Origin of the sequence: Kribbella monticola (assembly GCF_003261635.1) — a bacterium.
Classification (GTDB): domain Bacteria; phylum Actinomycetota; class Actinomycetes; order Propionibacteriales; family Kribbellaceae; genus Kribbella; species Kribbella monticola.
Genome location: NZ_QFXK01000027.1, coordinates 416,378 through 440,282, shown reverse-complemented (window position 1 = coordinate 440,282; position 23,905 = coordinate 416,378). Strand labels below are relative to the sequence as shown.

Sequence of the window (23,905 nt, the reverse complement as noted above, 5' to 3'; positions counted from 1 at the left end):
GGCCCCGCTCCGCGCAGTACTGCGCGGGGCGGGGTCCTGCTTGTTCAGGTGGCTGAGTGCTTGTTCAGCTGGATGAGCGTTGGGCGATCCAGCTGTCGTGGAGGTGGCTGTAGACGCCGCCGGCGGTGACGAGGTCGGCGTGCGGGCCTCGCTCCACCACCCGGCCGTCGTCGAAGACGAGGATCTCGTCCGCGGCCTCGGCGGTCGACAGCCGGTGCGCGATGATCACCGAGGTCCGGCCGGCCATCAGTCGTTCGAGTGCGGCGTTCACCCGTACTTCGGTCCCCGGGTCCACCGCCGAGGTCGCTTCGTCGAGCACCAGCAGGTCCGGATCAGCGATGTTCGCCCGCACGAGCGCGACCAGTTGCCGCTCCCCCGCCGACAACGACTCACCGCGCTGGCCCACGGGCGAATCCAGTCCGTCGGGAAGCGACTCGAGCCAGTCCGTCAGCCCGAGCGACTCGAAGGCCGCGAGCAGTTGGGCGTCCGTCACCTCGGGCCGCCCGAACCGGACGTTGTCGGCCAGCGACGAGTCGAAGAGATACCCGTCCTGCGGCACCATCACGACTCGCTCACGCAAGGACGAGAACGCGATCTCCCGCGCATCAACGCCATCGAGCAGTACGGCGCCCGAGGTCGGATCCATCAACCGCGTGAGCAACTTGGCGAACGTGGTCTTGCCCGAACCCGTCTCCCCAACGACAGCCACCCGCCGATGCGGTTCGAGCCGCACCGAGACATCCCGCAGTACCAGTTCCCCTTCTGGATAAGCGAAATCGACACTGTCGAACTCGATCATGATCGGTCCACGCTGCTGCGTGACGCCGTCCGCGCCCGGGTCGACGACATCCGCAGGCGTGGCGATGACACCGAGCACGCGGCGCCAGCCGGCGAAGGCGCTCTGCGCGTCGGTCAGCACCTGCGTCGCGATCTGGACCGGGTCGGAGAACAGCGCGACCAGGAACATGAAGGCCAGGATCTCGCCGAGCGTCGCATGTCCGCCGACGCCGAGCAGCACACCGGCCGTCAACACACCCGCGTTCGCGAGCCCGGCCGCGAGACCACCGATGGAGAAGGTGATCCCGGTGATCGCCTGCGCCCGCGTCGAGGTCCTCCGGAACTCCTCGATGGACGCGTCGATGCGCTGCTGTGTCCGCCGCTCGATCGCGTACGCGCGCACCACCTGCGCACCGACGACCGGCTCGGCGATCGCGGAGAGCATCTCGCCGACCTTCGCCCGGACCACGCCGTACGCCGCGGACATCCGGGCCTGCAGGAACCGCAACGACGCGAACAGCGGGATGAAGCAGACCAGTACGACGAGCGCCAGCTGCCACGAGTAGACGAACATCACGACCGTTGCCAGCAGCATCTGCCCGAGGCTGACCAAGAAGATGAACCCACCGAACTGCAGGAACTGCGACACGGTGTCCACGTCGGACGTCACCCTGCTGACCAGCGCGCCCCGGCGCTCGGTGCTCTGGGTCAGCACCGGCAGGTCGTGCACGTGCCGGAACGCCTTGATCCGCATCGTCGCGAGCCCGCGCTCGGAGTTCGTCGCGAGCCGCACGGTGGTGAAGTACGACGCGACCGCCGTGATCAGCACGCCGCCGAAGCAAACCAGGCACATCCACGCCACGAACGACATGTCCGGACCGCCCGGCCCCGACAACCCCTTGTCGATCGTCTGCTGGACAGCGATCGGTACGACGATCCGCCCGGCGGTCATCGTCAGCGCGAGCAACCCGGTGATCCACCAGCCGCGCGCGAGTTCGGGCGACACCCGCAGTCCCTGGCGCAGCGTCTCCAGCCCGCCGGCCTCGTCGCCATGGTCGAGCCGGGTGGCCTCTGCGGCGCTCACGCGGATGCTCCTTCCGAGTCCAGATCGTTCAGTTCGGCGGCCAGTTCGGCCTCTTCCTCACGGCGCGCCGCATCCTTCTCGTACGCGTCCACCAGCTCCCGGTACGCCGCCGACCGCTCCTGCAACTCCAGGTGCGACCCGTGGTCGGCGATCCGGCCCTCGTCGAGGAACAACACCTCGTCGGCCAGCGAGATCGTCGCCTTGCGATAAGCGATCACCAGCACGGTCGTCGCCGCCTCCGACCCCTGTACTGCGGTCCGCAGCCCGGCCAGGATCCGTGCCTCCACCTGTGGGTCGACCGCCGAGGTCGCGTCGTCGAGGATCAGCAGCCGCGGTCGGCGTACCAGCGCACGGGCCAACGCGATCCGCTGCCGCTGGCCGCCGGACAACGTCGTACCGCGCTCGCCCACCTTCGTGTCGAGCCCGTGCGGCAGCGACTTCACGAACCCGTCGCCCTGGGCGATCCGCAGTGCGTCCCAGACCTCTTCGTCGGCGTAGTCGCCGCCGAGCGTGATGTTGCCGCGGATCGTGTCGTCGAAGAGGAACGCGGTCTGTGCGACCAGCGCGACCGATCCGGCCAGCTCGCCGCGGGCCAGCGTCCGCAGGTCGACGCCGTCGACCTCGATCGAGCCTTCTTCGGGATCGACCAGCCTGGTCAGCAACGTCGTCATCGTCGATTTGCCGGAGCCGGTCGGCCCCACGACCGCAACCGTCCGGCCGGGCTCGACGGTGAACTCGACACCGGCCAGCACATCGCGATCCGGCAGGTATCCGAAGCGAACCGCCGACACGTCCAGCCGGGCGGCCGCCGACGAGGTCAGCTTCGCCTCGCCGTACTCCATCCCGCCCTCGGCAGTCAGCACCCGCTGCACCCGGTCCCAGCCGACCACGGACCGCGGCAGCTCACCGAGCACCCAGCCCAGCGCCCGGATCGGGAACCCGATCAGCGTGAACAAGAACGCCACCTGGACCACGTCACCCGCATCGGCCGCGCCTGATCGCACCCGGCCGACTCCGACCAGCAGCACGAGCAGTACGCCGATGCGCGGCAGCCCCTCGATCACCGGGTCGAACGCGCCGCGCGCTCGGTTCACCGCGATGTTGGCATCCTGCAGGGCGAAGGTCGGCGTCTTGAACCGCTCGGTCTCGGCCGCCTCCCGGCCCAGAGTCTTCACCACGAGAGCACCGTCGAACGATTCGTGCGCCACCTCGGAGACGGCCGCGCGAAGCTCCTGTGCGCGGGTGGCGAGCGGCTGCAGCGTGCGCTGGAAGATCACGTTCGCCACAAAGACCATCGGGAACACCAAGCAGCCGACCAACGCGAGCCACGGGTCGGCGGCGAACATGGCGACCGTGGCGAAGGCGAGCATCGCGATCACGCCGACGGCCATCGGCAGCGGCGCGATCGGATACCAGGTCGACTCGACGTCGGCGTTCGCGTTGGAGAGCAGCTGGCCGGTCGGGTGCTTGTGGTGCCACTCCAGCGGCAGCTTCAGGTACTGCCGGGTGACGCGCTGCCGGTACGTCGCCTGCAGCCGGTACTGCATGACGCCGGCCCCGACCCGCCGGCCGACCACGCCGATCGCACGCAGCACCGCGATGCCGAGGAACAGCGAGACCAGCGACGCGACCGCTCCGAACGTGGTGTCACCGCGCTCCAGAGCCGGCCGGATCACGTGGTCGGTGGACCAGCCGAGCGCCCAGCCGTCGGCGACCGTCATCGCGCCGTACAGCGCGCTGGCCAGCACCGAGAAGGCGAAGACCCACGGCTCCTCCCAGATCGCGACCCGCAGGACCGCGAACCCGCGCCGGGTCACACTCCCCTTGGTGGGAACTTTCGGCAACGGCACGCGAACATCCTTACGACGGCACTGTCAGGGGCATAGCCAGCCAGAGGACTGACAACGATTGACAATACATTTTCAGCGGAAGAGATTTTCAGTCTGCCATTCGGAACCGACAACTACGATCGAGTTGTGACCGACTACAGCCGGGTAGAGCGACTTGCACTGTGTGATCTCTTCGAGGCGGTCGGCCCTGATCAGCCGACCCTGTGCGAGGGGTGGACCACGTACGACCTCGCGGTCCACCTGCACGTCCGGGAGGCCGATCCGCTGGCCGGTCCCGGGATCATGATTCCGGCGCTGTCCGACACCACCGAGCGGCGGATGGCCCGCGCGAAGGCGAAGTACTCGTTCACCGAGGTCGTCGACAAGGTCCGCACCGGGCCGCCCGCGTTCACGATCTACTCGATCCCCGGCCTGGGCCACAACCTCAACACCACCGAGTACTTCGTCCACCACGAGGACGTCCGCCGCGCCGTCCCCGACTACACCGTCCGCGACCTGCCGGCCGGTCAGCAGGAAGGTCTGTGGAAGGCCGTCCGGCTGGCCGCCAAGACCATGACCCGCAAGGCCCCGAGCGGTCTCGTACTACGGCTGCCGGACGGCACCGAGTCGGTCGCGAAGAAGCCGACCGCCGAGGGCTCGGTCACTGTCACCGGTGAACCCGCCGAGCTCGTCCTCTTCTGCTTCGGCCGCCAAGCGGTCGCCCAGGTCGAGCTCAGCGGCGACCCGGCCACCGTCGAACGCCTCAGGACCGCGTCGTTCGGCGTCTGAAGTTTTCGGCGCCTGAAGCGTTCGGCGTCAGTCCGCGTCGGTGGCCGGTTCGATGGTCGGCTGCCTCCCCGCGGCGGACTTCTTCCGGAGTCGCTGGATCAAGCTGCTGATCACCGTGGTCAGCAGCACCAGCACGATGGCCGCCACCACGCCCTGCCAAGGCTTGTCGAACAGCGCATAGCCCAGCAACCCGATCGCCATGTAGACAGCCGACCACAGCGACGACGCCGCCAGATCCACCACTGCGAACCGATGCCAGCGATACCCGGCGAGCCCGGCCGCCAGCAACACCGGCACCCGGCCGCCCGGGATCAGCCTCGACGTCAGCAAGACGGTGATCTCGTGCTCGGCGAGCCGCTCTCGCAGCGCATCGAGCGACGCGTTGTCGCGCAGCCAGCCGATCCGTTTGGCGAGCCTCTCCCCACCCGCGCGGCACCCGGCGTACACGATCAGGTCGCCGGCATAGGCGCCGCCCGCACCCGCGATCAGTACGCCGACCAGCCCGATCGGGTTGCTGTGCGAAGCCAGTACGGCGCCCGCGGAGACAGCCGCCCCGGTCGGCAGCACCGGCAGCACCGCGCCGATCAGGACCGCCCCGGCGAGCGCGGCCAGGTACAGCCAGCCGAAATCGTCACCCGTCATCGATGAACCACCTCGGTCGACTCCCCCGGCGCCAGCAACTCCACCCGCACCTCCGGATCCAGTGCCGTCATCGCTGCCTTGAACCGCGAACCCGGCGGCAGGAACAGTTCCGGCTTCAGCCAGTCGCACCCGATCGGCCAGAACGTCCCGAAATGCACCGGTACGGCGATCCGTGCACCCACCCGGCGTACCGCCTCCGCAGCCCGCACCGGGTCGAGGTGCCCGGGGCCGAGTGAGGGTCCCCAGCCGCCGACCGGGACGAGCGCCAGGTCCACCGGGCCGGCTTCGGCCGCCAGGTCGTCGTACAGGTCGGTGTCGCCCGCGAACCACACGCTCGGGCTGCCCTCGACGCGGTAGCCCAGCGCCGGTCCCTCGTGTGCCGACCAGGGCAGCCGACGGCCGTCGTGCGCAGCCGACACGGCGGTGATGTCCAGTCCACCGATCCGCACTTGGTTGCCCGCGGCAACTTCAATGCAGCGGTCAGCGATGTCTTTCCCGCAGTCCTGCTGGATCAGCTTCGCGGCACCCCGCGGTACGACCAGGGCGGCATCGGGCGAGACCAGCGGCAGCGAGGTGAGATGCAGGTGATCGGCATGCAGATGCGAGATCAGGACGGCGTCGCAGTCGCCGGCCTCCGGCAGCGGAGACGGGCCGCGGCGACGGCGGAGATGGGCGATCCGCGAGGTCAGCACCGGATCGGTGAGTAACCGGGTGCCGTTGTCCTCGATGGTGGTGGTGGCGTGCCCCCACCAGGTGATCCGCACGCTCAGGCCTCCACGGTCGCATCGGTCGGCGCCAGTTCCTCGGTGGCCTCGAAGCGGCGATGGCCGAGTTGTTCGAGCCAGCCGATCAGCAGGTGGTGCACGGCGTCCGAGCCGACCGGTGCCTCGTCGACGACGAACCGGCGCGGGTGGACCAGCATCGCCTCGGTCTGCCAGCCGCCGATTCCGCCGTGGCAGCCGACCAGTTCCTCGAAGGCCGCCACCTCCTGGGTGTACTCGTCGACGCGGCTGATCACCACGATGTCGCCGTTGTGCGGCATCTCGGCCTGCCGCAGCATCGAGGCGGCCGCATGGTCGCCGTACGCCGTGAGCGGGTCGATCCCCTCGATCCGTCCGGACCGGAGCACGTGCACCCCGGCCCGCCCGACCGCCACCGGCCCTTCGGCCAGCGAGTCGACCACGACGAACCCGATCCCCGGATGCGTCGCGAGTCCCGGGATGAGCCTGGGGTGCAGCAGTTCGATCTCCTCCAACGGCACCCGGCCGGGTGTGGTCGCCAGATAGATCAGCGCGAGGTTGCCGGAGGCTGTGACCACCATCTGCTCATCGGCGGCGACCGGGGGCTCGCAGTCCTTCGGGCCGAGCTCGACCTCACCGCGCGACGCCTTGCCGTGCAGGGCCTTGCGGGTGACGCTGCCTGCCACGCTGCGCCGCAGACTCAGCTCGGTCAGGAAGGCGTTGACCGGTCCCCAGCCCTCGGATCGGCCGGTCGCGGCGACCGGTTCCTTGGTGGTGTCGACGAGATCGTCGACGACCTGGGTCAACGTCCGTCCGTACCGCTGGAGGAAGGTCGATCCCTGGCTCTGGCCGTGGTCGGACAGGATGACGATCTCGTACGAGTGCGGCAGCGTGTCGATGATCCGCTTCAGCGCCCCGAGCACCCGGTCGAGCCCTTCGAGAGTCTGCAGGGACTCCGGCCGGGTCGGGCCGGCGTGGTGGGCGACCTCGTCGTAGTCGACGAAGTCGCAGTAGATCACCGGCGTGCCCTTGACCAGTTCGTCGGTGATGAGCGAGACGTTCAGGTCGCGCAGCAGCACGTTCGAAATGGCTCGCAGAAAGATGTACGAGCCGCCGCGGGTGACCCGCGGGACCAGGTTCCGGCGGCGCTGCCGGCGCGCCTGGTGGAGCTCCTTGATCATCTCGCCCACGCACAGCACCAGGCCGCGGGCGGCACCTTGGGGGCTGGAGAAGAAGCGGACGTAGCCACGACTGCGGCCGTTCGGCAGCGCGGCCCGGCTGAACACCAGCACCGAGCGCTCGGCATCGCCCGACCAGTTGTTGCTGATACTCGCCCCGCCGTCGGCGAGCAGGCCGCGGCCGGTCGACATCCGGGCCTCGATCTCGGCGGCGTCGCGGGCCCGGTTGGTCACCATCACCCGGCTGGTTTCCTTCTCGTACCAGCGGAACGCCGGGATCTGCCCCGACCCACCGTGCAGGATCCCCGCCTGGCTGGCCGGAGTGGTCGCCGGTACGCCGGTATGCCAGCCGATCATCGAATGGCTGCCCTCGCGGATCCAGCCACCCAGGTGCGGCAGGTTGCCCGACATCACCATCCAGTTGAGCAGCGGCGCGGACAACCCGTCGAGCTGGATGATCAGCATCCCGGTCTTCGGCGCGGGCTGCAGCCGGCGGGCCCGGCGACGGACGACCCGCATCACCTCGGACACGTAGGCGTCGTCACTGCCGGCGTACGCGAGCCAGCCGACGAACGCGCTGACCGAGGACATCACGATCGACACCAGCACCGGCGCCTCGACGCCGCCGTGCAGCTGCACCCCCGGATCGATCGTGACGCCGAGGTAGACCACCCAGAACTGCGAAAGCAGACCTCCGATCAGGACGCCGACCGAGCCGATCAGGATCGCGACACCGGCCAGGATCCAGCGCATCACCAGCCCGATCACCGCCAGCAGCACCACCAGCCGCAGGATCGGGAGCCGCCCGTTGCTGCTGATCTGCGGCAGTGTCCAGAACGTGATCACCAACGAGATCAGCGAGGCGAGCGCTCCGTAGAACATCGCTTGCAACCCGCGAGTGGTGCGGCGCAGATCGAGCCAGCCCGGCGACCGGCGGCGCGGCCGGTCACCGGGGAGCTGTTCTGGTGGTTTTGCCATCAGGCGGTCCGGACTCCCCGTGAGCAGTGTGGTTCCGGACCGAGCCTACTGGGGCGATGCTCATTGCAGCTCGAGGTAGTCCACTTCGGCGTACAGGTTGCCCTTGGTCAAACGGACGGTGTTCCAGCCTTCGTTCAGCGTGATCTGTACTGCGGTCTGCTGCCAGTTGTCCCAGCCGGTGACCGGATAGTTGACCTCTCCCTGACTGTTGCCGTTGACAACCACGCCGTGGCTGGAGGTAGATCCCATCCCGTTCGCATACCCGACCCAGAGCGTGTAGCCGCCCGCGGTCGGAGCCAGGAAGGAGACCTCGACCCATGAATCCGCGTAGTCGATGTAGGCCGCGACGGCTCCCTCGGACGCACCCGCCGCTCCGGTACGGACCACGCAGTGGTTCAGCGTGCCGCGCTCGGCCTCGGTCCGGACCCGGCTGCCCCGGACCACCGGGTAGTCGTTCGCCCAGCCGACGTCTGCGACGTACAGGTGCCGGGAGCCGTTCGCCCAGCCGTGGACGAACACCTTGCCGTCGTTGTTGAAGTCGGCGCCACCTGGACCGCAGATGTGGTTGTCGAAGGTCGCCGTGGTCATCAGCGGGCGATACGCGGTCGTCCACGGCCCGCTGAGGCTGGGCGAGGTCGCGTACGACGTGAGGTAGTTGCAGTCGTTGTAGCCGCCCCCCGAGAAGAACAGCACGTACTGGCTACTGCGCTGGACCAGGTCGGGCGCCTCGATCACCCCACTCGACGTGAGCATCGCGGTGTTGCCGCCGACCAGGGTCGTGCCGTTGTTCGCAGTACGGGTCAGCCACAGCGTTGACGGCTTGCCGATCGCGTTGCCGTCGTTCTTCCAAACCAGGTAGCGGGTGCCGTCGTTCGCAACGAAGGTGTTCGGGTCGATCGCGCCGCCGAGGTCGAGTGGGCAGATCAGCGGCTGGGTGCCGACCGGCGTGAACGGGCCGAGCGCGGAACTCGCGGTGGCGACGCCGATGCACTGGAGGCCGGACGACTTGTGCCAGGCCGTGTAGGTGAGGGTGAAGGTGCCGTCGGGGTTCGGGTAGACGTCGGGCGCCCAGGTGCGGTCGGGCTGCGCCCAGGACGCGGAGGGGCCGGCCGGCATCGCGTCGCCGCGGATCGTCCACGGTCCGTCGGCTGCCGGCGCCGTGGCAACCGGCACGTTCCCGCGACCGCTGTTGGTCGAGTACGCGTACCAGGTGCCGTCCTTCTGGAACACGTCCGGATCCGGGAAGTCCTCCGCGATCACGTCGGCCGGGAACACCGCCGCGGTCGTCTTCTGCACGTCCCGTACTGCGGCTTGGGCGGGCGTGAGCACGCTCAGTAGCGTCATCGCCGCGGTGACGGCGGCGAGCAATCGTCTGGTCATCGAAGCACTCCTCAGGTGGGGCGGAACCTGTGCCACCAACTTTTCCATCGATTCACCTGGAATGCGAGACTTTCGAATTCGGTCAAATGCTGGACCGCCGCGCTCTGGCGGTGGAGACTCCGTGCGTAGTTGGTTTCCGCCTGAAGCCTAGGAGTTCGTCGTGAAGTTCTTACCAAGAGTGTCGTCACGTGGGCTGGTCGCAGTCGCCGCCGCCGTCGCGGCCACCGCCGGGTTGGTCACGCAGTCCGTGGGAGCGCCTGCCCCGGCCGCCGTACAGGCCACGCCGTTGCAGCAGCAACTCGACAAGTTGCTGCAGGATCCGCGGTACGACGGGTCGCAGGTCGGTCTCGTCGTCCGGGACGCGACCACCGGGGAGACGTTGTACGACCACGACGGCGGCACCCGGCTGCTGCCCGCCTCGAACACCAAGCTGTTCACCTCCACCGCCGCGATGCACACGCTCGGCGCCGACTACCGCTTCCACACCGACGCCCTCGCCACAGCCCCGGTCACGGCCGGGAAGCTGCGCGGCGATCTCTACCTGAAGGGCTTCGGCGATCCGACCGCGCTGGAGTCGGACTACGTCGGACTCGCCCAGCAGCTCGCCAAGGCCGGGATCCGGCGGATCGACGGTGACCTGATCGCCGACGACACGTACTTCGACAAGGTCCGCCTCGGTGACAGCTGGGCCTGGGACGACGAGCCGTTCTACTACAGCGCCCAGATCTCCGCGCTCACGCTCGCTCCGAACACCGACTACGACTCCGGTACGGCGATCGTCGAGAGCCGGCCCGGTGCAACGGTCGGGTCGCCGGTGAACCTCACCCTCGTACCGGCCAACGACGTGATCAAGCTGGTCAACACAGCGACGACCGGCGCGGCCGGCTCCGCCAATACCCTGAACATCGAGCGCGACCACGGCACCAACATCGTCCGGGTCACCGGCTCTGTCCCGGCCGGCGCCGCCGTCGGCCAGGAATGGGTCACCGTCTGGGAGCCGGAGCTGTACGCCGCGGACGTGTTCCGCCGGGCGCTGACCGCCCAGGGCATCCGCGTCGACGGCCACATCCGTCCGTCGGCCACTCCGGCCACCGCTCGCCGGCTGGCACGCGACGAGTCGATGACGGTCGGCGAACTGATGACGCCGTTCCTCAAGCTCTCCAACAACATGCACGCGGAGACCTTGGTGAAGGCGATGGGCGCGGTGGCCGCCGCGAGCGGGACCTGGTCGGCCGGCCTCGACGTCGTCACCAACTACGCGCAGAGCGTCGGTGTCGACACCAGCAAGATCAGGCTGTCCGACGGCTCCGGACTGTCCCGCAAGGTGAACGTGACCGCCAAGAGCGTCACCGACATCCTGCTCGCCGCCCAGCACGAGCCCTGGTTCCAGCAGTGGTACGACGCCCTGCCGATCGCCGGCAACCCGAACCGCTTCGTCGGCGGCACCCTGCGCAGCCGGATGGCCAACACCCCCGCCGCGAACAACCTGCACGGCAAGACCGGATCCCTCACCGGCGTCACCGCCCTCTCGGGCTACGTGACCACCAAGGACGGCCGCAAGCTGGTGTTCTCGATGATCAGCAACAACTACCTGAGCAGCCCGCGCTCGGTCGAAGACGCCGTCGGCGTCCTCCTCGCCTCGTGGACCGACCAGGCGACGGTCACCGCCATCAAACCCAACCTCTCCCGAACCGCCGCCGACAACTGCGGCGAATGGGTCAAGGCCTGCTAATCCGTTGGACAGCGCGGCGGTCCTTCCCCACGCTGGGGCAATGACCGCCGCGCTCCCGCCGGGCCAATTCACCGTGCGCCCGATCCAGCTGACCGACGTCGAAGCGATCACTGCCCAGATGGGTGCGTATACCTCGAAGCTGCTGGGTTTTCCCAAGCACAGCTTGGAGGACGTGACCGGGTTCCTGAGCGATCCCGCGCACGAGCTGGAACGGGACAGCTGGGCGGTCTTCGACGGGACCGAACTGGTCGGGACCGGCACTGCCAGCCGGTTCGGAGGCCGGATCGACCTCGATGTCACCGCCGACAACCCGGCGGTCGCGGGGTGGCTACTGGACACCGCGACCGAGCGGGCCCACGAGCAGGCCGAGGCCATCGGCCGTAGCGAGGTCATCGTGGGCGTGGCCGTCCTGCGTGACGACAAGGTGCTCGCGGGCTTGGCCGCCGAGCGAGGGTTCGAACTCGGCACCACCATTCAGCGGATGGAGATCAGGCCGCAGGGTCCGGTCGAGGCGCCGCCGGTCCCGCCGGGGATCGCGGTCCGGCGCGGGGCGCTCGACGACGCGACCCGGCGAGCGGCCCACCAGGTCCTGGCCGAAGCCTTCGCCGACCAACCCACCTCCGTACCCCGCCCGTACGACGAGTGGGTGGCGTCCCGGGAGGCACGACCCACCTTCGATTGGTCGCAGGTGACCGTGCTCGAACTCGACGGCCGGCCGATCGCGATGCGCGAGTGCAACGACAACTTCGTCTCGTCCGAGAACTGCGGGTACGTCGGCCGGCTGGCCGTCCTCGCCGAGGCACGCGGCCGCGGTCTCGCCACCTTCTTGCTCAAGGACGCCTTCGCCGTCGACCAAGCCGCGGGCCGAGCCGGCACGATCCTGCACGTGGACAGCTCCAACCCCACCCCCGCACTTCACCTCTATCTCGGCGTCGGCATGCGCCCGAAGGTGATCACCGACGTCTGGCGCCGCACGCTGACACCCCGGTAGTTGTCGGCCCCGTCTGGAAGCATGGCTGCCATGCGCCACGTGACGGACGACGAACGCCGCGCCCGCCTCGCCGTCAGACATGCGCTGGCGCCACCGTTCCGCGTCAAGACTCCGGAAGCGGCAACCGAGGCGATGACCGCGCTCCACGCGACGGAAGCTGCCTCGGTCTACTTGTCGTGCGGGGCCCGCGTCGACGGCTTCGAGCTCGCGGACCTGGACCGCGCGCTGTACGAAGACCGCAGCCTGGTGAAGCAACTGGCGATGCGGCGCACGCTGTTCGTGTTCCCCCGCGACCTGCTCCCGCATGTGTGGAGCAGCGCCTCCGCCCGGGTCGCCACTGCCGAACGTGCGCGGATCGCCAAAGGTGTCGTCAAAGTCGGCCTCACCACAAACGGCGAACAATGGCTCAAGGAGGCCCGGACCCAGCTTCTCGCCTTACTGGCCGCCACTCCTGATGGCTGCACGACCGCCGACGTTCGGGCCGCGGTCCCGATGATCGATGTGAAGGTGGAGCTCTCGGCAGGGCAGACGTTCACGGCGTCCGGAGTCCTGACGTTGCTGAGCCTGTCCGGCGAGATCGTCCGCGGCGTGAACACCGGCCGCTGGTTCACCTCGCGCCACCGGTGGACGCTGATGGACCGCTGGCTCGGAGCGACGCCCCCGCCACCGCCGTCCGCGACCGACGGCTATCGAGAACTGGTACGCCGGTGGCTCCACTCGTTCGGTCCCGGGACCGAGGACGATCTCGTCTGGTGGCTCGGCGCCACCAAGTCCGCAGTACGAACTGCGCTTCAGGCGCTCGATGCTGTCGAGGTCTCACTGGACGGTGGTGCGACCGGCTGGCTTCTGGCTGATGATCTCGACGAGGTTCGCGATCCGGGTCCGTGGGTGGCGTTGCTGCCGGTGCTGGATCCGACCGTGATGGGCTGGAAAGGGCGCGACTTCTACCTCGGGCCGCATCGCGAGCAGATCTTCGAGATCCGTGGCAACGCCGGTACGACGGCGTGGGTCGACGGCCGGGTGGTCGGGTGCTGGGTGCAGGACGGCGACGGCGTCGTCCGGGTGGCCTTGCTGGAGAAGGTGTCGGCTCGGGCTCGTCGGGCGCTCGACGCCGAGGCGGTCCGGCTGACGCAGTGGCTTGCCGGCCAACGGATCGGTACGCCGTACTCGACGCCGGCCATGAAGGCCGCGCTCGCGGAGTAGACAGACTTCCTCGCCGGGGTGGTCGCGGTCCGCCCCGGCGAGGTCGTCAGTTCAGGACCGACCGGTTCCCAGTCGCGCCGGCCAGCACCTTCCTGTTCCCGAGTTGCCAGCGCAGATCCAGCGGGATCCGCACGTCCTTTCCACCAGGTTTCGGACACTGCTGGCCGTCGGGTTGATCCGGCGCCACCGAGTACCGGTAGGCAGCGATCCGGACCGTCTTGGTGTCCTGCGAGAGGATCCGCACCATCGTGTGCGGGATGCAGGTCGCCTCGGTGTCGCGGGCGACCTCGACGACCACGCTGTCGGTGCTGTCCGGGTCGGCGACGACGCTGACGATCGGGATCTCCCCGGCCAGCACCATCACCGTCGTACCGAACTTGTACCGCGCCGGCGGCGGTCCGTCGTCGAGCGCACCGAGGACGGGCGCACTCACCGGCGGGGTCGCGGGGTCTTCCTCGGCGCGCGGCTGGTCGAGCGTTGCCACGGCAACTCCGCCGGCGACCAGCGCGACCGCCGCCACCGCTGCCAGGCTCCGGCGACGCCGCTGCCGGACGACAGCGCGCTCCACCTGCGCGAACGAAGGCGCGTGTTCGGGAGTCCGCTCGTCGACGTACTCGGTCAGTAGCTCGTCCAGCTCAGGCATGATGCGGCACCTCCTCCTGTACGGCGAGTAGTGGGGCCAGCGCCTGCCTGGCCCGGGCCAACCGGGACTTCACCGTCCCGGGCGGCAGCCCGAGCTCGTCGGCGACCTGTTCGATCGGTAGATCCATCACGTGATGCAGCACCACCACAGCTCGTTGGGCGGGGGTGATCCTGGCCAGCGCGGCGGATACGTCCAGCGCGTCGCCGTCCGGCTCACGGACCTCGCTGGTCCTTCCCAGCAACTTCGCGGCCGCACGGGCCGCCACCTGCTGACGCCGCAGCCTGCTCACCAGGGTCCGTACCGCGACCGCTCGCACCCACGCCTCCGGGTCGTCATAGCGGCGGATCCGGTCCCACCGGCCCAGGAGCTTCACGTACGCATCCTGCGCGACCTCTTCGGCATCGGCCCGCGATCCCCCGATGGACACCAGTACGCCGATCAGCCGCGGCCAGGTGCGCGCATACAGCGCCGCCACTTCCGCCGCCGGATCGCCGTCGATGTGCCTCACACCCCTAACACGCGCTGCTCCCCTGTCCGGTTCCATCCTTTTTCACACCAATTTCCGGCACAAGGGTTCAGGTGAGTGCGCCGTGCAGCTGGGCGTACCGGCCGGAGCGGGCGAGCAGTTCCTCGTGCGTGCCGCGTTCGACGATCCGGCCGTGGTCGAGGACGAGGATCTGGTCGGCATTGCGGACGGTGGACAGCCGGTGCGCGATGGCGACCGTCGTCCGGCCCTTGGCCAGTTCGTCGATCGCGGCCTGGACCGCCCGTTCGGTCTCGTTGTCGAGCGCGCTGGTGGCCTCGTCGAGGATCAGGATCGGCGGGTTCCGCAGCAGCATCCGGGCGATCGCGAGCCGCTGCCGCTCACCGCCGGAGAACCGGTAGCCGCGGGCGCCGACGACCGTGTCGTACCCCTCGGGCAGTCCGGCGATCAGGTCGTGGATCCGGGCTGCCCTTGCCGCCGCGATCACCTCGGCATCGGTCGCCTCCGGTGCCGCGAAGCGGAGATTCTCCCGGACCGACTCGTGGAACAGGTAGGTCTCCTGCGACACCAGGCCGACGGCGTCCGAGATCGCAGCGAACTTCAGGTCGCGCAGGTCCACTCCGTCGATCATCACCTTGCCGCGCTGCGGGTCGTACAGCCGGGCGAGCAGATAGGCCAGCGTCGTCTTGCCCGAGCCGGTCTCGCCGACCAGCGCGGTCGTCGTCCCGGGCTCGACGACGAAGTCGACCCCCGCCAGCGTCCACGGCGCCTCGTCGGAGTACCGGAAGGAGGCATCTGCTACCCGTACTTCGCCGCGCGGGTGCGGCAGCTCCCGGGCGTCGGCCTTCTCTTCGACGTCGACGGGCAGATCCAGGACGTCGAAGATCCGGCCGAACAGAGCCATCGAGGTGGAGGCGGCGGTTCCGATCCCCTGCAGGGCCGTTGCGGGCGCGACCAGCCGGTTCAGCATCGTGGTGAAGGCGACGACGGTCCCGATCGAGAACTGCGCGGAGCCGTGCGCGAGGGTGAGTCCGGAGACGAGATAGACGATCGCGGGGATCATCGTCAGGCTGGCCCGCCGGCTCGAATTCACCCACTTGCCGTTCATCGCCGCGTCGAGTTCGATCCGGGACAAAGCGCGTGACTCGGTCGCGAACCGGCTGGACAGTTCGCGCTGACGGCCGAGTGTCTTGGCGAGCAGAACCCCTGCCACCGAAAGGGATTCCTCGACCAGCGCGGTGATCCCGGCGAGCTGCTGCTGACGGCCGCGAGCGATCTGGCGCTGCTGCCGCCCGAGCCGGAACGAGAAGGCGAGGAACAGCGGTACGACGATCAGGCAGACGGCCGCGAGCTTCCAGTTCATGAACAGTGCGGCGACCGCCACGGTGAGCGCGGCGATCCCGTTCTGGACGACCGAGCTGGCGGTGTTGATCACGACGTTGTCCACCCCGCCGATGTCGTTGGCGATCCTCGACTGAAGTTCGCCGGCCCGGGTGCGGGTGAAGAAGCCGAGCGACATCCGCTGCAGGTGGTCGTACACGCCGACGCGGAGATCGTGCATCACGCCCTGGCCGATCACGTTCGAGAGCCGCGTCGAGGCGACACCGAGGACGGCGGCGAGCGCGGCCGCGACGATCATGCCGCCGGCGTACAGGACGACCAGGGTCGCACTGCGCTGCGGGAGCGCGCGGTCGACGATCTCGCGGACCATGAACGGCGACGCGACCCCGGCGGCACCCTGGGCGACCGAGATGAGGAGCAGGACGGCGATCGACCAGCGGTACGGACGGAAGAGGCGTGCCACCCGGCGTACGGGGGCTTTGTCGATGGTGATGTCGGTGCTGATCGTCGCCGTCACAGGTCGTCGTCCTCTGCCAGTCGTTCGAGCAGGCCGGCCGCGACGACGAGGAAGTCGCGCTCCGTTTCCGTCAGCTGCTGCAGCGCCCCGGCCAGCCAGCGCTCCCGCGGCCGGAGCTCGGCGGCGAGTACGTCGAGGCCGGCCGGGAGGATCTCGAGCAGGGACTGGCGGCCGTCGTCGGGTGCTGGACGGCGGCGGATCCAGCCCTGGTCCTCCAGCGCGGCGAACACCCTCGACAGCGACTGCGGCTGACTCTTGAGCCGGTCGGCGAGCTCGCTCGGCGTCAACGGACCGGATCTGGACAGATGCCGCAGCACGGCCGTCTGAACGAGCGTGATTGCGCCGGTCCGCTCCGCCCTCGCCCGACTCGCCAGCAGACTGACCCCGGTGAGGATCCTCCTGGCCGCTTCGTCATTACTACGCATCTGCTAACCATAACCGACCTTCTGCGCCTCTGAGATGGATTTTTATTACGTAGTTGCGTAGTAGTGATGCGGCAGCCGATCTGAGAGATTACTCTCGAAACATGTCTCTCAGGAATCCGTACGGCGATTTCGAGGTCACCGATCCGCAGGCGATGCGGGCGCTGGCGCATCCGGTCCGGCTGGCCGCGCTCAGCTATCTGCAGAAGAACGGCCCAGCCACCGCAACCCAGCTGTCCGAGCACGTCGGCGCCTCCCCGTCGGTGACCAGCTGGCACCTGCGGCACCTGGCGACCTTCGGCCTCGTCACGGACGGGCCGCCACCGGACGGCGCCGCCGACAAGCGCCGGCGATGGTGGAAGGCGGTCGCCCGAGGCTTCCGCTTCGAGATGCCGTCAACGCCGGAGGGCGCCGAGGCCGGTCGCCTGCTCCGCGCCGAGATGATGAGCCAGGCCGTCGACTATGTCCAGCAATGGCTGTCGGACGTGGAGCCCGACCTGGATCCTGAGCTGAGCCGGCAGGCCTGGTCTGCGAACACGCTGCTGCAGGTCACTCTCGAGGAAGCCGAGGCACTCGACGAAGCGATCGAGAATCTCCTCGCTCCTTACGTCCGGCGCGGGTCCGAAGGCGCACCGGCGGACGCCCGCCGGATCCGGATGATCCGGATGTCCTTGCCCGAAGCAACAAGCTGATCTCCGCGTCGCCCCCGCCGCCTGCTGCCCTTTCCTGCCGCTCGAGTAAGGATCCGCCGTGAGGACTCTGCCTGCGACCAGCCTGTGGCGTGATCGTCAGTTCCGGACCTTCTGGTCCGCTCAGGGCGTCTCGGAGTTCGGCGACCGGATCAGCGAGCTCGCACTGCCGTTGATCGCCGTCACCTTGCTGAACGCCTCCCCCAGCCAGGTCGGCTTCCTGACCGCGGCGGTCTGGCTGCCCAATCTCGCGTCGTTGTTCATCGGCGCCTGGGTCGATCAGCGACGGGACAAGCGGCCGTTGATGATCGCCGCCGACCTGAGTCGTACGGTCCTCCTGTCGTCGCTGCCGGCGGCGTACTGGCTGGACCTGTTGACGCTAGGACAGCTCTACGCGGTTGCGATCCTCGCCGGCATCGCGCACGTCGTGTTCAATACGGCGTACTCGTCGTTCTTCGTCCGCCTGGTGTCGCGGGACCATTTCCTGGAGGCGAACAGCAAGCTTTCATCGACGCGCTCGATCTCGTTCATGGGTGGTCCTGCGCTCGGCGGACTGCTGGTGCAGTGGCTGACCGCGCCGGTCGCGATCCTCGCCGATGCGTTGTCGTTCGTCTTCTCGGCTATCCAGGTGAGCCGCCTCTCCACCGAACCAGGACCGGCCGACGGCGCCGGGGAATCCTTACTCGGTAGGGCGCGGGCGGGCATGCGCTACCTGTTCCGCCACCCGTACCTGCGCTACACCCTCGCCTGCTCGACGACGATCAACTTCTTCAATCTGATCGGTGCTGCGTTGATCGTCCTGTTCGCCAGCCGGACCCTGGGCCTGTCCGCCGGGACGATCGGTCTCGCCTTCGGAATCGGTGCCTCCGGTGGTCTGCTCGGCGCGCTCGCGGCGACTCCGCTGACCCGGCTGATCGGCGTCGGTCCGCTGATCGCCATCGGCGCCTTCGTCTTCCCCGCCTCGATCGCGATCGCCGCGCTCGCCTCGGGACCGCTGTGGATCCGGGCCACCGCCTTGGGTGCCGCCGACTTCGTCGGGATGTTCGCGGTGATGTGCTACGACATCCCGCAGAACTCCTTGCAGGCCTCGGTGACGCATGAACAGATGCGCAGCCGGGTCTCCGGCGCCTACAGCAGCATCAACTACGGAGTCCGCCCGCTCGGCGCGATCGTGGGTGGCTTCCTCGGCACGTGGCTCGGCGTACGGGAGACCCTGCTGATCTCCTCGGCAGGCGGCTTGCTCGCAGTCCTGTGGCTGCTTCGCTCCCCCATCATCCGGACGAGGTCGCTGGAGGGGCTCGAACCGCCTGCCTTGCGTACGTAGTACTCAGTCGTCGAGGACGTCCTCGAGGGTGGGCTCCAGCTTGGCGACCGTACGGCGGAGCGGAACCTCCTTGATGAACAGGACCGCGAGCAAGCTGACGAGTCCGCAGGCAGCAGCGATGAGGAAGATCCGGCCGGTCGCGTCGCCGTACGAGTGACGGACCAGCTCGGCGAGCTGCGGAGGCAGGTGACCGACGTCGAGCAGGCTCGTCCCGCCGCCGCCTTCCTGCAGCTTGCGCACCGCTTCGGGGCCGCCCGGTCCGGCCAGTAGGCCCTGGATCAGCAAGTCCTTGACCCGCGCCGCGAGCACCGCGCCGAGGACCGAGACACCGACGGCTCCGCCGAGACTCCGGAAGAACGAAACGGTCGCGCTCGACGCGCCGATCTCCGTCACGTCGACGGTGTTCTGTACGGCGAGGACGAGGTTCTGCATCATCATCCCCATACCGATGCCCATCGAGAGCATGCCGAGGCCGACGTACCAGTACGGGCTGGTGTGGTCGATCGTGCCCAGGATCGCGAGGCCGATGACGAGCAGGATGCCGCCGGCGATCAGGTACCGCTTCCACTTCCCGAACCGGGTGATCAACTGGCCGGAGCCGACCGAACCGATGAACGAGCCGAGCATCATGGGGATCGTCAGCAGACCGGCCTCGGTCGGACTGTAACCGCGGGCGATCTGGAAGTACTGGCCGAGGAACAGCGCGCTGCCGAACATCGCGACGCCGACCGCCAGGCTGGCCACGATCGCCAGGGCGGTGGTCCGCTGCCGCACAACCTTCAACGGGACCAGCGGCTCTGCCGCCTTGGTCTCCACGAGTACGGCGAGCAGGCCGAACAACAGGGTGCCGCCGACGAACACCGCCGACTGCCACGAGACCCAGTCGAAGTCCTGGCCGGCGAAGGTCACCCAGATCAGCGGCAGGCTCGCTGCGGCGCTGATCAGGATCGCGCCGAGGTAGTCCATCTTCACGCGCCGCTTGAGCAGCGGGAGGTGGAGGTACTTCTGCAGCATCACGAGGCTGATCACGGCGAGCGGGACGCAGACGTAGAAGCACCAGCGCCAGCCGAGCCACGAGGTGTCGACGATGACACCACCGATCAGCGGTCCACTGACGGTCGCTACTGCCATGACGGCACCCATGTAGCCGGAGTACCGGCCGCGGTCGCGGGGCGGGATCGCCGCGCCGATGATCGCCTGGGCCAACGCCATCAGGCCGCCCATTGCGAGTCCTTGCAGTACGCGGGCGCCGATCAGGAACGGCACGTTGTGCGCCATCCCGGCCAGCGCCGAGCCGATCACGAACAGGATGATCGCGAGCTGCACCAGCAGCTTCTTGCTCATCAGGTCGGACAGCTTGCCCCAGATCGGCGTCGACACCGTGGTCGCCAGCAGACTCGCCGTCAACACCCACGTGTACTGCGTCTGTGATCCCTCGAGGTCGGCGATGATCGTCGGCAGGGCATTGCTGACGATCGTCGAGCTGAGCATCGCCGTGAACAGCGCGGCCAGCAGGCCGATCAGGATCTCGAGGATCTCGCGGTGGGTGAGCTCCGGCGCGGCAGCAGGCGCTTGGTACCGGTTCTCGGTGACAGTCATCAGTCTCCAGTCGATGTGTTGACACGCCGTACGGACTCGGCGGCCTCGGTGACGGCACCGGCGACGCGACGCAGAGCCTCCGCGGCGTCAGCCATCCGCTCGTCATCCCAGTCCGCCAGCGCGGCGCGAAGATGTTTGGTGTAGTTCGCGTACAAGGCCTCCAGCCGTCGCTGGCCCGCGTCGCTGAGCGCGACCAGCGAGACCCGCGCATCCGCTGGATCCGGCCGACGGCTCACCAGGCCGTCGCTCTCCAGCGCGGTGAGCTGCCGGCTGACCACCGAGGCGTCGACACCGAGCTTCGTCGCGATCTCACCAGTGCGCTGCTCGCCACCCTTGGCCAGCACCTTCAGCACGCTCGCATCCGCCCGCCGCAACCCGGAGTCGGGCCACAGGTGCCGGTGCTCGATACATCGCACGGCCCGGATCAGCGAACTGACCCCTTCGAGAACTTCCTGGGCCGGCGTGTCCCGCTCCACCTCCGGGACAGAGGTCTGCTGGGCTAGTTGCATAACCCAACTATATACACATATAGTTGATTTCTGCAACCATATGCGCCGAGTGCACGCCGCTGATCACAGAACGTGGCGGCGGGGAGCTAGCTGAGATCGGAATTCAAGCGGGCGAGAAGGTTGGCCAGGGTCGCGAGGTCGGGGGTGTCCCAGCGGGCGAGGATGGCGCGGAATTCGGTCTGGCGCTGGATTCGCATGGCGTTGAAGCCGGCGGCGCCGGTGCTGGTCAGGCGCAGCAGGCGGGCGCGGCCGTCGTCGGGGTCTTCGATTCGCTCGATCAGGCCGAGGGTTTCGAGTTGGGTGAGACCGCGGGAGACGGTGGACTTGTCGAGGCCGAGGGCCTGGGCGACGTCGGAGGCGCGGACACCAGGGCCGCCGCTCGCCGTACCGAGTTCGATCTGGGAGATCAGGGCGTAGCCGGCCGCGTCCATCTCGGGGTGGACGCGGCGCGCCAGCAGCATCTGGGAGGAGCGGGCGCGGCGGAACAGGGTCGAGAGTTCGTGCTCGACAGCAGCCAGTAGTTCGGTGGGGCGTTCGGCCACGACGTCGCTCACCGGACCACGATGCCGGCGTCGCGCAACGCCTTCTTGACGTCGGCGATCCGGAGGTCGCCGAAGTGGAAGACGCTGGCGGCCAGTACGGCGTCCGCGCCGGCTTCGACCGCGGGTGGGAAGTGTTCGGGCCGGCCCGCTCCCCCGCTGGCGATCAGGGGGATGTCGACGACGGCGCGGACGGCGCGGATCAGTTCGAGGTCGAAGCCCTGTTTGGTGCCGTCGGCATCCATCGAGTTGAGCAGGATCTCCCCCGCGCCGAGTTCCCAGGCCTTGCGGGCCCACTCGATCGCGTCCAGGCCGGCCGACTTACGGCCGCCGTGGGTGGTCACCTCGAAGCCACTCGGCTGATCAGCGGCACGCCGTACGTCGAGGGACAGCACGAGCACCTGGTTGCCGAACCGGTGCGCGATCTCGGAGATCACGGCCGGCCGCGCGATCGCGCCGGTGTTGATGCCGACCTTGTCCGCGCCGGCCCGCAACAGCCGGTCGACGTCCGCGGCTTCCCGGACCCCGCCGCCGACCGTGAGCGGGATGAACACCTGTTCGGCGGTCCGTCCGACCACCTCGTACGTCGTCTCGCGGGAGCCGGACGAGGCGGTGATGTCGAGGAAGGTCAGCTCGTCGGCCCCCTCGGCGTCGTACAGCTTGGCCAGCTCGACCGGGTCACCGGCATCGCGCAGATCGGCGAAGTTGACGCCCTTGACCACCCGTCCGGCGTCGACGTCCAGACAGGGAATGACTCGCACAGCAAGACTCACGCCCAAAGGGTACCGAGCAACCACACCCATCCGGCGCAGACCGGTCCCGGCATCCGTAGTACGGACGTTTGCAGGATTGTGGAAATGGGTGGTTTGCCGTCGGGAGTGAGCCCTCGCACGGTCAGCATGAGGGGATCCTGTCTTCTGCCTTCCAGGAGTAATGCGTTATGTCGAGACGACTCGGCCGGATGGCCGTGGGGTCTGTTGCCCTTGCGGTGCTGACCACTTCTCTGTTCATCGGACAGGCCGCCGATGCGGCCGAGTCCACCGGTGGGATCAACGGGACGCCTGGTGCGCCCGGGCTCGGTGACGAGGTCTATCCCGGCCTCGGCAACGGGGGTTACCAGGTGGACCGCTACGAGCTGGACCTGAAGTACGACGCGACCACCAAGCTGGTCGACGGGCATGTGAGGATCTTCGCGGTCGCGACCAAGAACCTCTCCCGGTTCGACCTCGACTCCGCCGGGCTGCAGATCGGTGAGGTCCGGGTCGACGGCAGCACCGAGAGCGCGGTCCAGGACGGCGAAGAGCTCGTCATCACACCCGAGTGGGCGATCCCGTCGGGGCGCGGGTTCGTCGTCGACATCACCTACCAGGCGGATCCGTTGAAGATCAAGCCTCCGGCGGGTGGTTGGGTGGCGACGCCGGACGGGTTCGCGACCGCTCCGCAGCCGGGCGGTGCGCACACGATCTTCCCGAGCAACGACCACCCGTCCGACAAGGCGCAGTACGTGATCCGGGTGACCGCGCCGAAGGGGACGATCGGAGTTGCCTCAGGCAACCACATCGGTGACCAGGGGAACGCGGACGGCAGTACGACGTCGACGTACGCGACCGTGAATCCGATGGCGACCGAGTTGGTGCAGGCCTCCGTCGGCGACTACACGATCGTGGACCGCGGCACTGTCGACGGCGCCCGTCTGCGGGACGTGGTACCGACGGCCCGGCTGGCGAAGGTGGACCCTGCGCTCAAGCTGACCAGCGCGCAGCTCCAGTGGGTGAAGCAATACCTCGGGACGTTCCCGCTCGAGGCGTACGGCATCCTCCCGGCCAACAGCGACGCGCCGGACGCGTTCGACTTCACCGGGCTCGAGACGCAGACGTTGACGCTCTACAAGCCGAACTACCTCGCTCAGACCGAGGACAAGATCGGCTCGCACATGATGCACGAGCTGGTGCACAACTGGTTCGGCAACAGCGTCACTCCCGCGTCCTGGAGCGATCTGTGGATCAACGAGGGCCACGCCGACTACTACGCACTGAACTACCGGTACGAGCGCGGCTGGCCGGACAACCGCGGCTACAAGACGATGGTCGACAAGATGAAATACACCTACAGCCAAGGTGACCTCTGGCGGGCGTCCTCCGGTCCGGTCGCGAAGCCGAACGCCAAGAACCTCTTCGACAACCAGCGCTACACCGGCGGTGTCCTCGTGCTGTACGCGCTGAGAGAGAAGGTAGGGGCCGAGACGTTCGCCCGGATCGAGCATGCCGTGCTTGCCGACCACCGCAACGGCAACATCTCCACCGAGGGCTACATCGACCTGGCGACCACTGTGTCCGGTGATCCGTCGGTCAGGCCGTTCTTGCAGGACTGGCTGTACGGCGAGAAGACGCCGCCCATGCCCAACCACCCGGACTGGACCGTCGTTCCTCCCACCACCAAGACCCTGGCCGCCACCGACCTCCAGTCGGACCGCCGCGGCGACTGACCGCAAGGAGCCCCCTTCAGATGAAGGGGG

Annotated in this window: 21 protein-coding genes; 7 read left to right on the top strand and 14 right to left on the bottom strand. The window is 68.5% G+C overall.

Features of this window, described 5'->3' with window-relative positions; translation table 11 throughout:
• Nucleotides 1–64: 64 nt before the first annotated feature.
• A complete protein-coding gene (locus tag DIZ26_RS13035; RefSeq protein WP_112240810.1) occupies nt 65–1,861 on the bottom strand; it encodes an ABC transporter ATP-binding protein in 1,797 nt (598 codons plus the stop codon).
• Nucleotides 1,858–3,711, bottom strand: coding sequence for an ABC transporter ATP-binding protein (locus DIZ26_RS13030; protein WP_112240808.1), 1,854 nt, complete (start codon nt 3,709–3,711; stop codon nt 1,858–1,860). The genes DIZ26_RS13035 and DIZ26_RS13030 overlap by 4 nt, the downstream gene beginning before the upstream one ends.
• A 126-nt stretch (nt 3,712–3,837) precedes the next feature.
• On the opposite strand from DIZ26_RS13030, the gene DIZ26_RS13025 reads away from it, so the two are divergent.
• Nucleotides 3,838–4,479 (top strand): TIGR03085 family metal-binding protein, encoded by a 642-nt coding sequence (locus tag DIZ26_RS13025; protein WP_112240806.1) that lies wholly within the window; start codon nt 3,838–3,840, stop codon nt 4,477–4,479.
• A gap of 27 nt (nt 4,480–4,506) precedes the next feature.
• Here the strand turns inward: DIZ26_RS13025 and DIZ26_RS13020 are convergent, their stop codons facing one another.
• Genes DIZ26_RS13020 through DIZ26_RS13005 form a run of 4 tightly spaced genes read right to left on the bottom strand, consistent with a single transcriptional unit; the run spans nt 4,507 to nt 9,397 of the window.
• The gene (locus tag DIZ26_RS13020; RefSeq protein WP_112240804.1) at nt 4,507–5,121 is read right to left on the bottom strand and encodes a DedA family protein; all 615 of its coding nucleotides are present in this window, start codon (nt 5,119–5,121) and stop codon (nt 4,507–4,509) included.
• Entirely contained in the window at nt 5,118–5,885 is a 768-nt protein-coding gene (locus DIZ26_RS13015; protein WP_198676062.1) for an MBL fold metallo-hydrolase, read from the bottom strand. Before DIZ26_RS13015 ends, DIZ26_RS13020 begins: the two co-directional genes overlap by 4 nt.
• 2 nt (nt 5,886–5,887) lie before the next feature.
• On the bottom strand, nt 5,888–8,017 hold the full coding sequence (locus tag DIZ26_RS13010; RefSeq protein WP_112240800.1) for an alkaline phosphatase family protein: 2,130 nt from the start codon (nt 8,015–8,017) through the stop codon (nt 5,888–5,890).
• 60 nt (nt 8,018–8,077) lie between these two features.
• Nucleotides 8,078–9,397, bottom strand: a complete 1,320-nt coding sequence (locus DIZ26_RS13005; RefSeq protein WP_112240798.1) for a family 43 glycosylhydrolase — start codon at nt 9,395–9,397, stop codon at nt 8,078–8,080.
• Between the two features lie 160 nt (nt 9,398–9,557).
• On the opposite strand from DIZ26_RS13005, the gene dacB reads away from it, so the two are divergent.
• From dacB to DIZ26_RS12990, 3 genes are read left to right on the top strand one after another with little or no spacing between them, the layout of a single operon-like run.
• Nucleotides 9,558–11,129 (top strand): D-alanyl-D-alanine carboxypeptidase/D-alanyl-D-alanine endopeptidase, encoded by a 1,572-nt coding sequence (dacB, locus tag DIZ26_RS13000; protein WP_112240796.1) that lies wholly within the window; start codon nt 9,558–9,560, stop codon nt 11,127–11,129.
• Nucleotides 11,130–11,169: 40 nt separating this feature from the next.
• Nucleotides 11,170–12,120, top strand: coding sequence for a GNAT family N-acetyltransferase (locus DIZ26_RS12995; RefSeq protein ID WP_112240794.1), 951 nt, complete (start codon nt 11,170–11,172; stop codon nt 12,118–12,120).
• Between the two features lie 30 nt (nt 12,121–12,150).
• Nucleotides 12,151–13,323: a winged helix DNA-binding domain-containing protein gene (locus tag DIZ26_RS12990; protein WP_112240792.1), complete on the top strand. Its 1,173-nt coding sequence runs from the start codon at nt 12,151–12,153 to the stop codon at nt 13,321–13,323.
• 46 nt (nt 13,324–13,369) lie between these two features.
• Here the strand turns inward: DIZ26_RS12990 and DIZ26_RS12985 are convergent, their stop codons facing one another.
• The 4 genes from DIZ26_RS12985 to DIZ26_RS12970 all read right to left on the bottom strand — a co-directional run bounded on the left by DIZ26_RS12985 (nt 13,370) and on the right by DIZ26_RS12970 (nt 16,733).
• Nucleotides 13,370–13,966, bottom strand: a complete 597-nt coding sequence (locus DIZ26_RS12985) for a hypothetical protein (RefSeq protein WP_112240790.1) — start codon at nt 13,964–13,966, stop codon at nt 13,370–13,372.
• A complete protein-coding gene (locus tag DIZ26_RS12980; RefSeq protein WP_157979695.1) occupies nt 13,959–14,474 on the bottom strand; it encodes a SigE family RNA polymerase sigma factor in 516 nt (171 codons plus the stop codon). The genes DIZ26_RS12985 and DIZ26_RS12980 overlap by 8 nt, the downstream gene beginning before the upstream one ends.
• A 67-nt stretch (nt 14,475–14,541) precedes the next feature.
• Entirely contained in the window at nt 14,542–16,308 is a 1,767-nt protein-coding gene (locus DIZ26_RS12975; RefSeq protein ID WP_112240780.1) for an ABC transporter ATP-binding protein, read from the bottom strand.
• Nucleotides 16,305–16,733 (bottom strand): MarR family transcriptional regulator, encoded by a 429-nt coding sequence (locus DIZ26_RS12970; RefSeq protein WP_112240778.1) that lies wholly within the window; start codon nt 16,731–16,733, stop codon nt 16,305–16,307. Before DIZ26_RS12970 ends, DIZ26_RS12975 begins: the two co-directional genes overlap by 4 nt.
• A gap of 101 nt (nt 16,734–16,834) precedes the next feature.
• Between DIZ26_RS12970 and DIZ26_RS12965 the strand changes: the two genes are divergently transcribed.
• Entirely contained in the window at nt 16,835–17,422 is a 588-nt protein-coding gene (locus tag DIZ26_RS12965; RefSeq protein ID WP_112240776.1) for an ArsR family transcriptional regulator, read from the top strand.
• 58 nt (nt 17,423–17,480) lie between these two features.
• Entirely contained in the window at nt 17,481–18,743 is a 1,263-nt protein-coding gene (locus DIZ26_RS12960) for an MFS transporter (protein WP_112240774.1), read from the top strand.
• A gap of 3 nt (nt 18,744–18,746) precedes the next feature.
• On the opposite strand, the gene DIZ26_RS12955 is transcribed toward DIZ26_RS12960, so the two are convergent.
• The 4 genes from DIZ26_RS12955 to hisF all read right to left on the bottom strand — a co-directional run bounded on the left by DIZ26_RS12955 (nt 18,747) and on the right by hisF (nt 22,163).
• Complete coding sequence (locus DIZ26_RS12955) at nt 18,747–20,342, bottom strand: MDR family MFS transporter (RefSeq protein WP_112240771.1); 1,596 nt, start codon at nt 20,340–20,342, stop codon at nt 18,747–18,749.
• A complete protein-coding gene (locus DIZ26_RS12950) occupies nt 20,342–20,851 on the bottom strand; it encodes a MarR family winged helix-turn-helix transcriptional regulator (RefSeq protein WP_112240769.1) in 510 nt (169 codons plus the stop codon). The genes DIZ26_RS12955 and DIZ26_RS12950 overlap by 1 nt, the downstream gene beginning before the upstream one ends.
• Nucleotides 20,852–20,937: 86 nt before the next feature.
• A complete protein-coding gene (locus DIZ26_RS12945; RefSeq protein ID WP_112240767.1) occupies nt 20,938–21,405 on the bottom strand; it encodes a MarR family winged helix-turn-helix transcriptional regulator in 468 nt (155 codons plus the stop codon).
• Complete coding sequence (gene hisF / locus DIZ26_RS12940) at nt 21,402–22,163, bottom strand: imidazole glycerol phosphate synthase subunit HisF (protein WP_112241144.1); 762 nt, start codon at nt 22,161–22,163, stop codon at nt 21,402–21,404. The genes DIZ26_RS12945 and hisF overlap by 4 nt, the downstream gene beginning before the upstream one ends.
• A 167-nt stretch (nt 22,164–22,330) precedes the next feature.
• Here hisF and DIZ26_RS12935 point away from each other — a divergent pair, with 167 nt between their 5' ends.
• Nucleotides 22,331–23,875, top strand: a complete 1,545-nt coding sequence (locus DIZ26_RS12935) for a M1 family metallopeptidase (protein ID WP_198676061.1) — start codon at nt 22,331–22,333, stop codon at nt 23,873–23,875.
• The last annotated feature ends 30 nt before the right edge of the window (nt 23,876–23,905 follow it).

Coding starts and splice junctions, on each gene's coding strand:
- DIZ26_RS12990 (WP_112240792.1), top strand. CDS start 12,151: ATGCGCCACGTGACGGACGACGAACGCCGCGCCCGCCTCGCCGTCAGA.
- DIZ26_RS13010 (WP_112240800.1), bottom strand. CDS start 8,017: ATGGCAAAACCACCAGAACAGCTCCCCGGTGACCGGCCGCGCCGCCGG.
- DIZ26_RS12950 (WP_112240769.1), bottom strand. CDS start 20,851: ATGCAACTAGCCCAGCAGACCTCTGTCCCGGAGGTGGAGCGGGACACG.
- DIZ26_RS13005 (WP_112240798.1), bottom strand. CDS start 9,397: ATGACCAGACGATTGCTCGCCGCCGTCACCGCGGCGATGACGCTACTG.
- DIZ26_RS13020 (WP_112240804.1), bottom strand. CDS start 5,121: ATGACGGGTGACGATTTCGGCTGGCTGTACCTGGCCGCGCTCGCCGGG.
- DIZ26_RS12965 (WP_112240776.1), top strand. CDS start 16,835: ATGTCTCTCAGGAATCCGTACGGCGATTTCGAGGTCACCGATCCGCAG.
- DIZ26_RS12955 (WP_112240771.1), bottom strand. CDS start 20,342: ATGACTGTCACCGAGAACCGGTACCAAGCGCCTGCTGCCGCGCCGGAG.
- DIZ26_RS12935 (WP_198676061.1), top strand. CDS start 22,331: ATGTCGAGACGACTCGGCCGGATGGCCGTGGGGTCTGTTGCCCTTGCG.
- DIZ26_RS12985 (WP_112240790.1), bottom strand. CDS start 13,966: ATGCCTGAGCTGGACGAGCTACTGACCGAGTACGTCGACGAGCGGACT.
- DIZ26_RS12970 (WP_112240778.1), bottom strand. CDS start 16,733: ATGCGTAGTAATGACGAAGCGGCCAGGAGGATCCTCACCGGGGTCAGT.
- DIZ26_RS12995 (WP_112240794.1), top strand. CDS start 11,170: ATGACCGCCGCGCTCCCGCCGGGCCAATTCACCGTGCGCCCGATCCAG.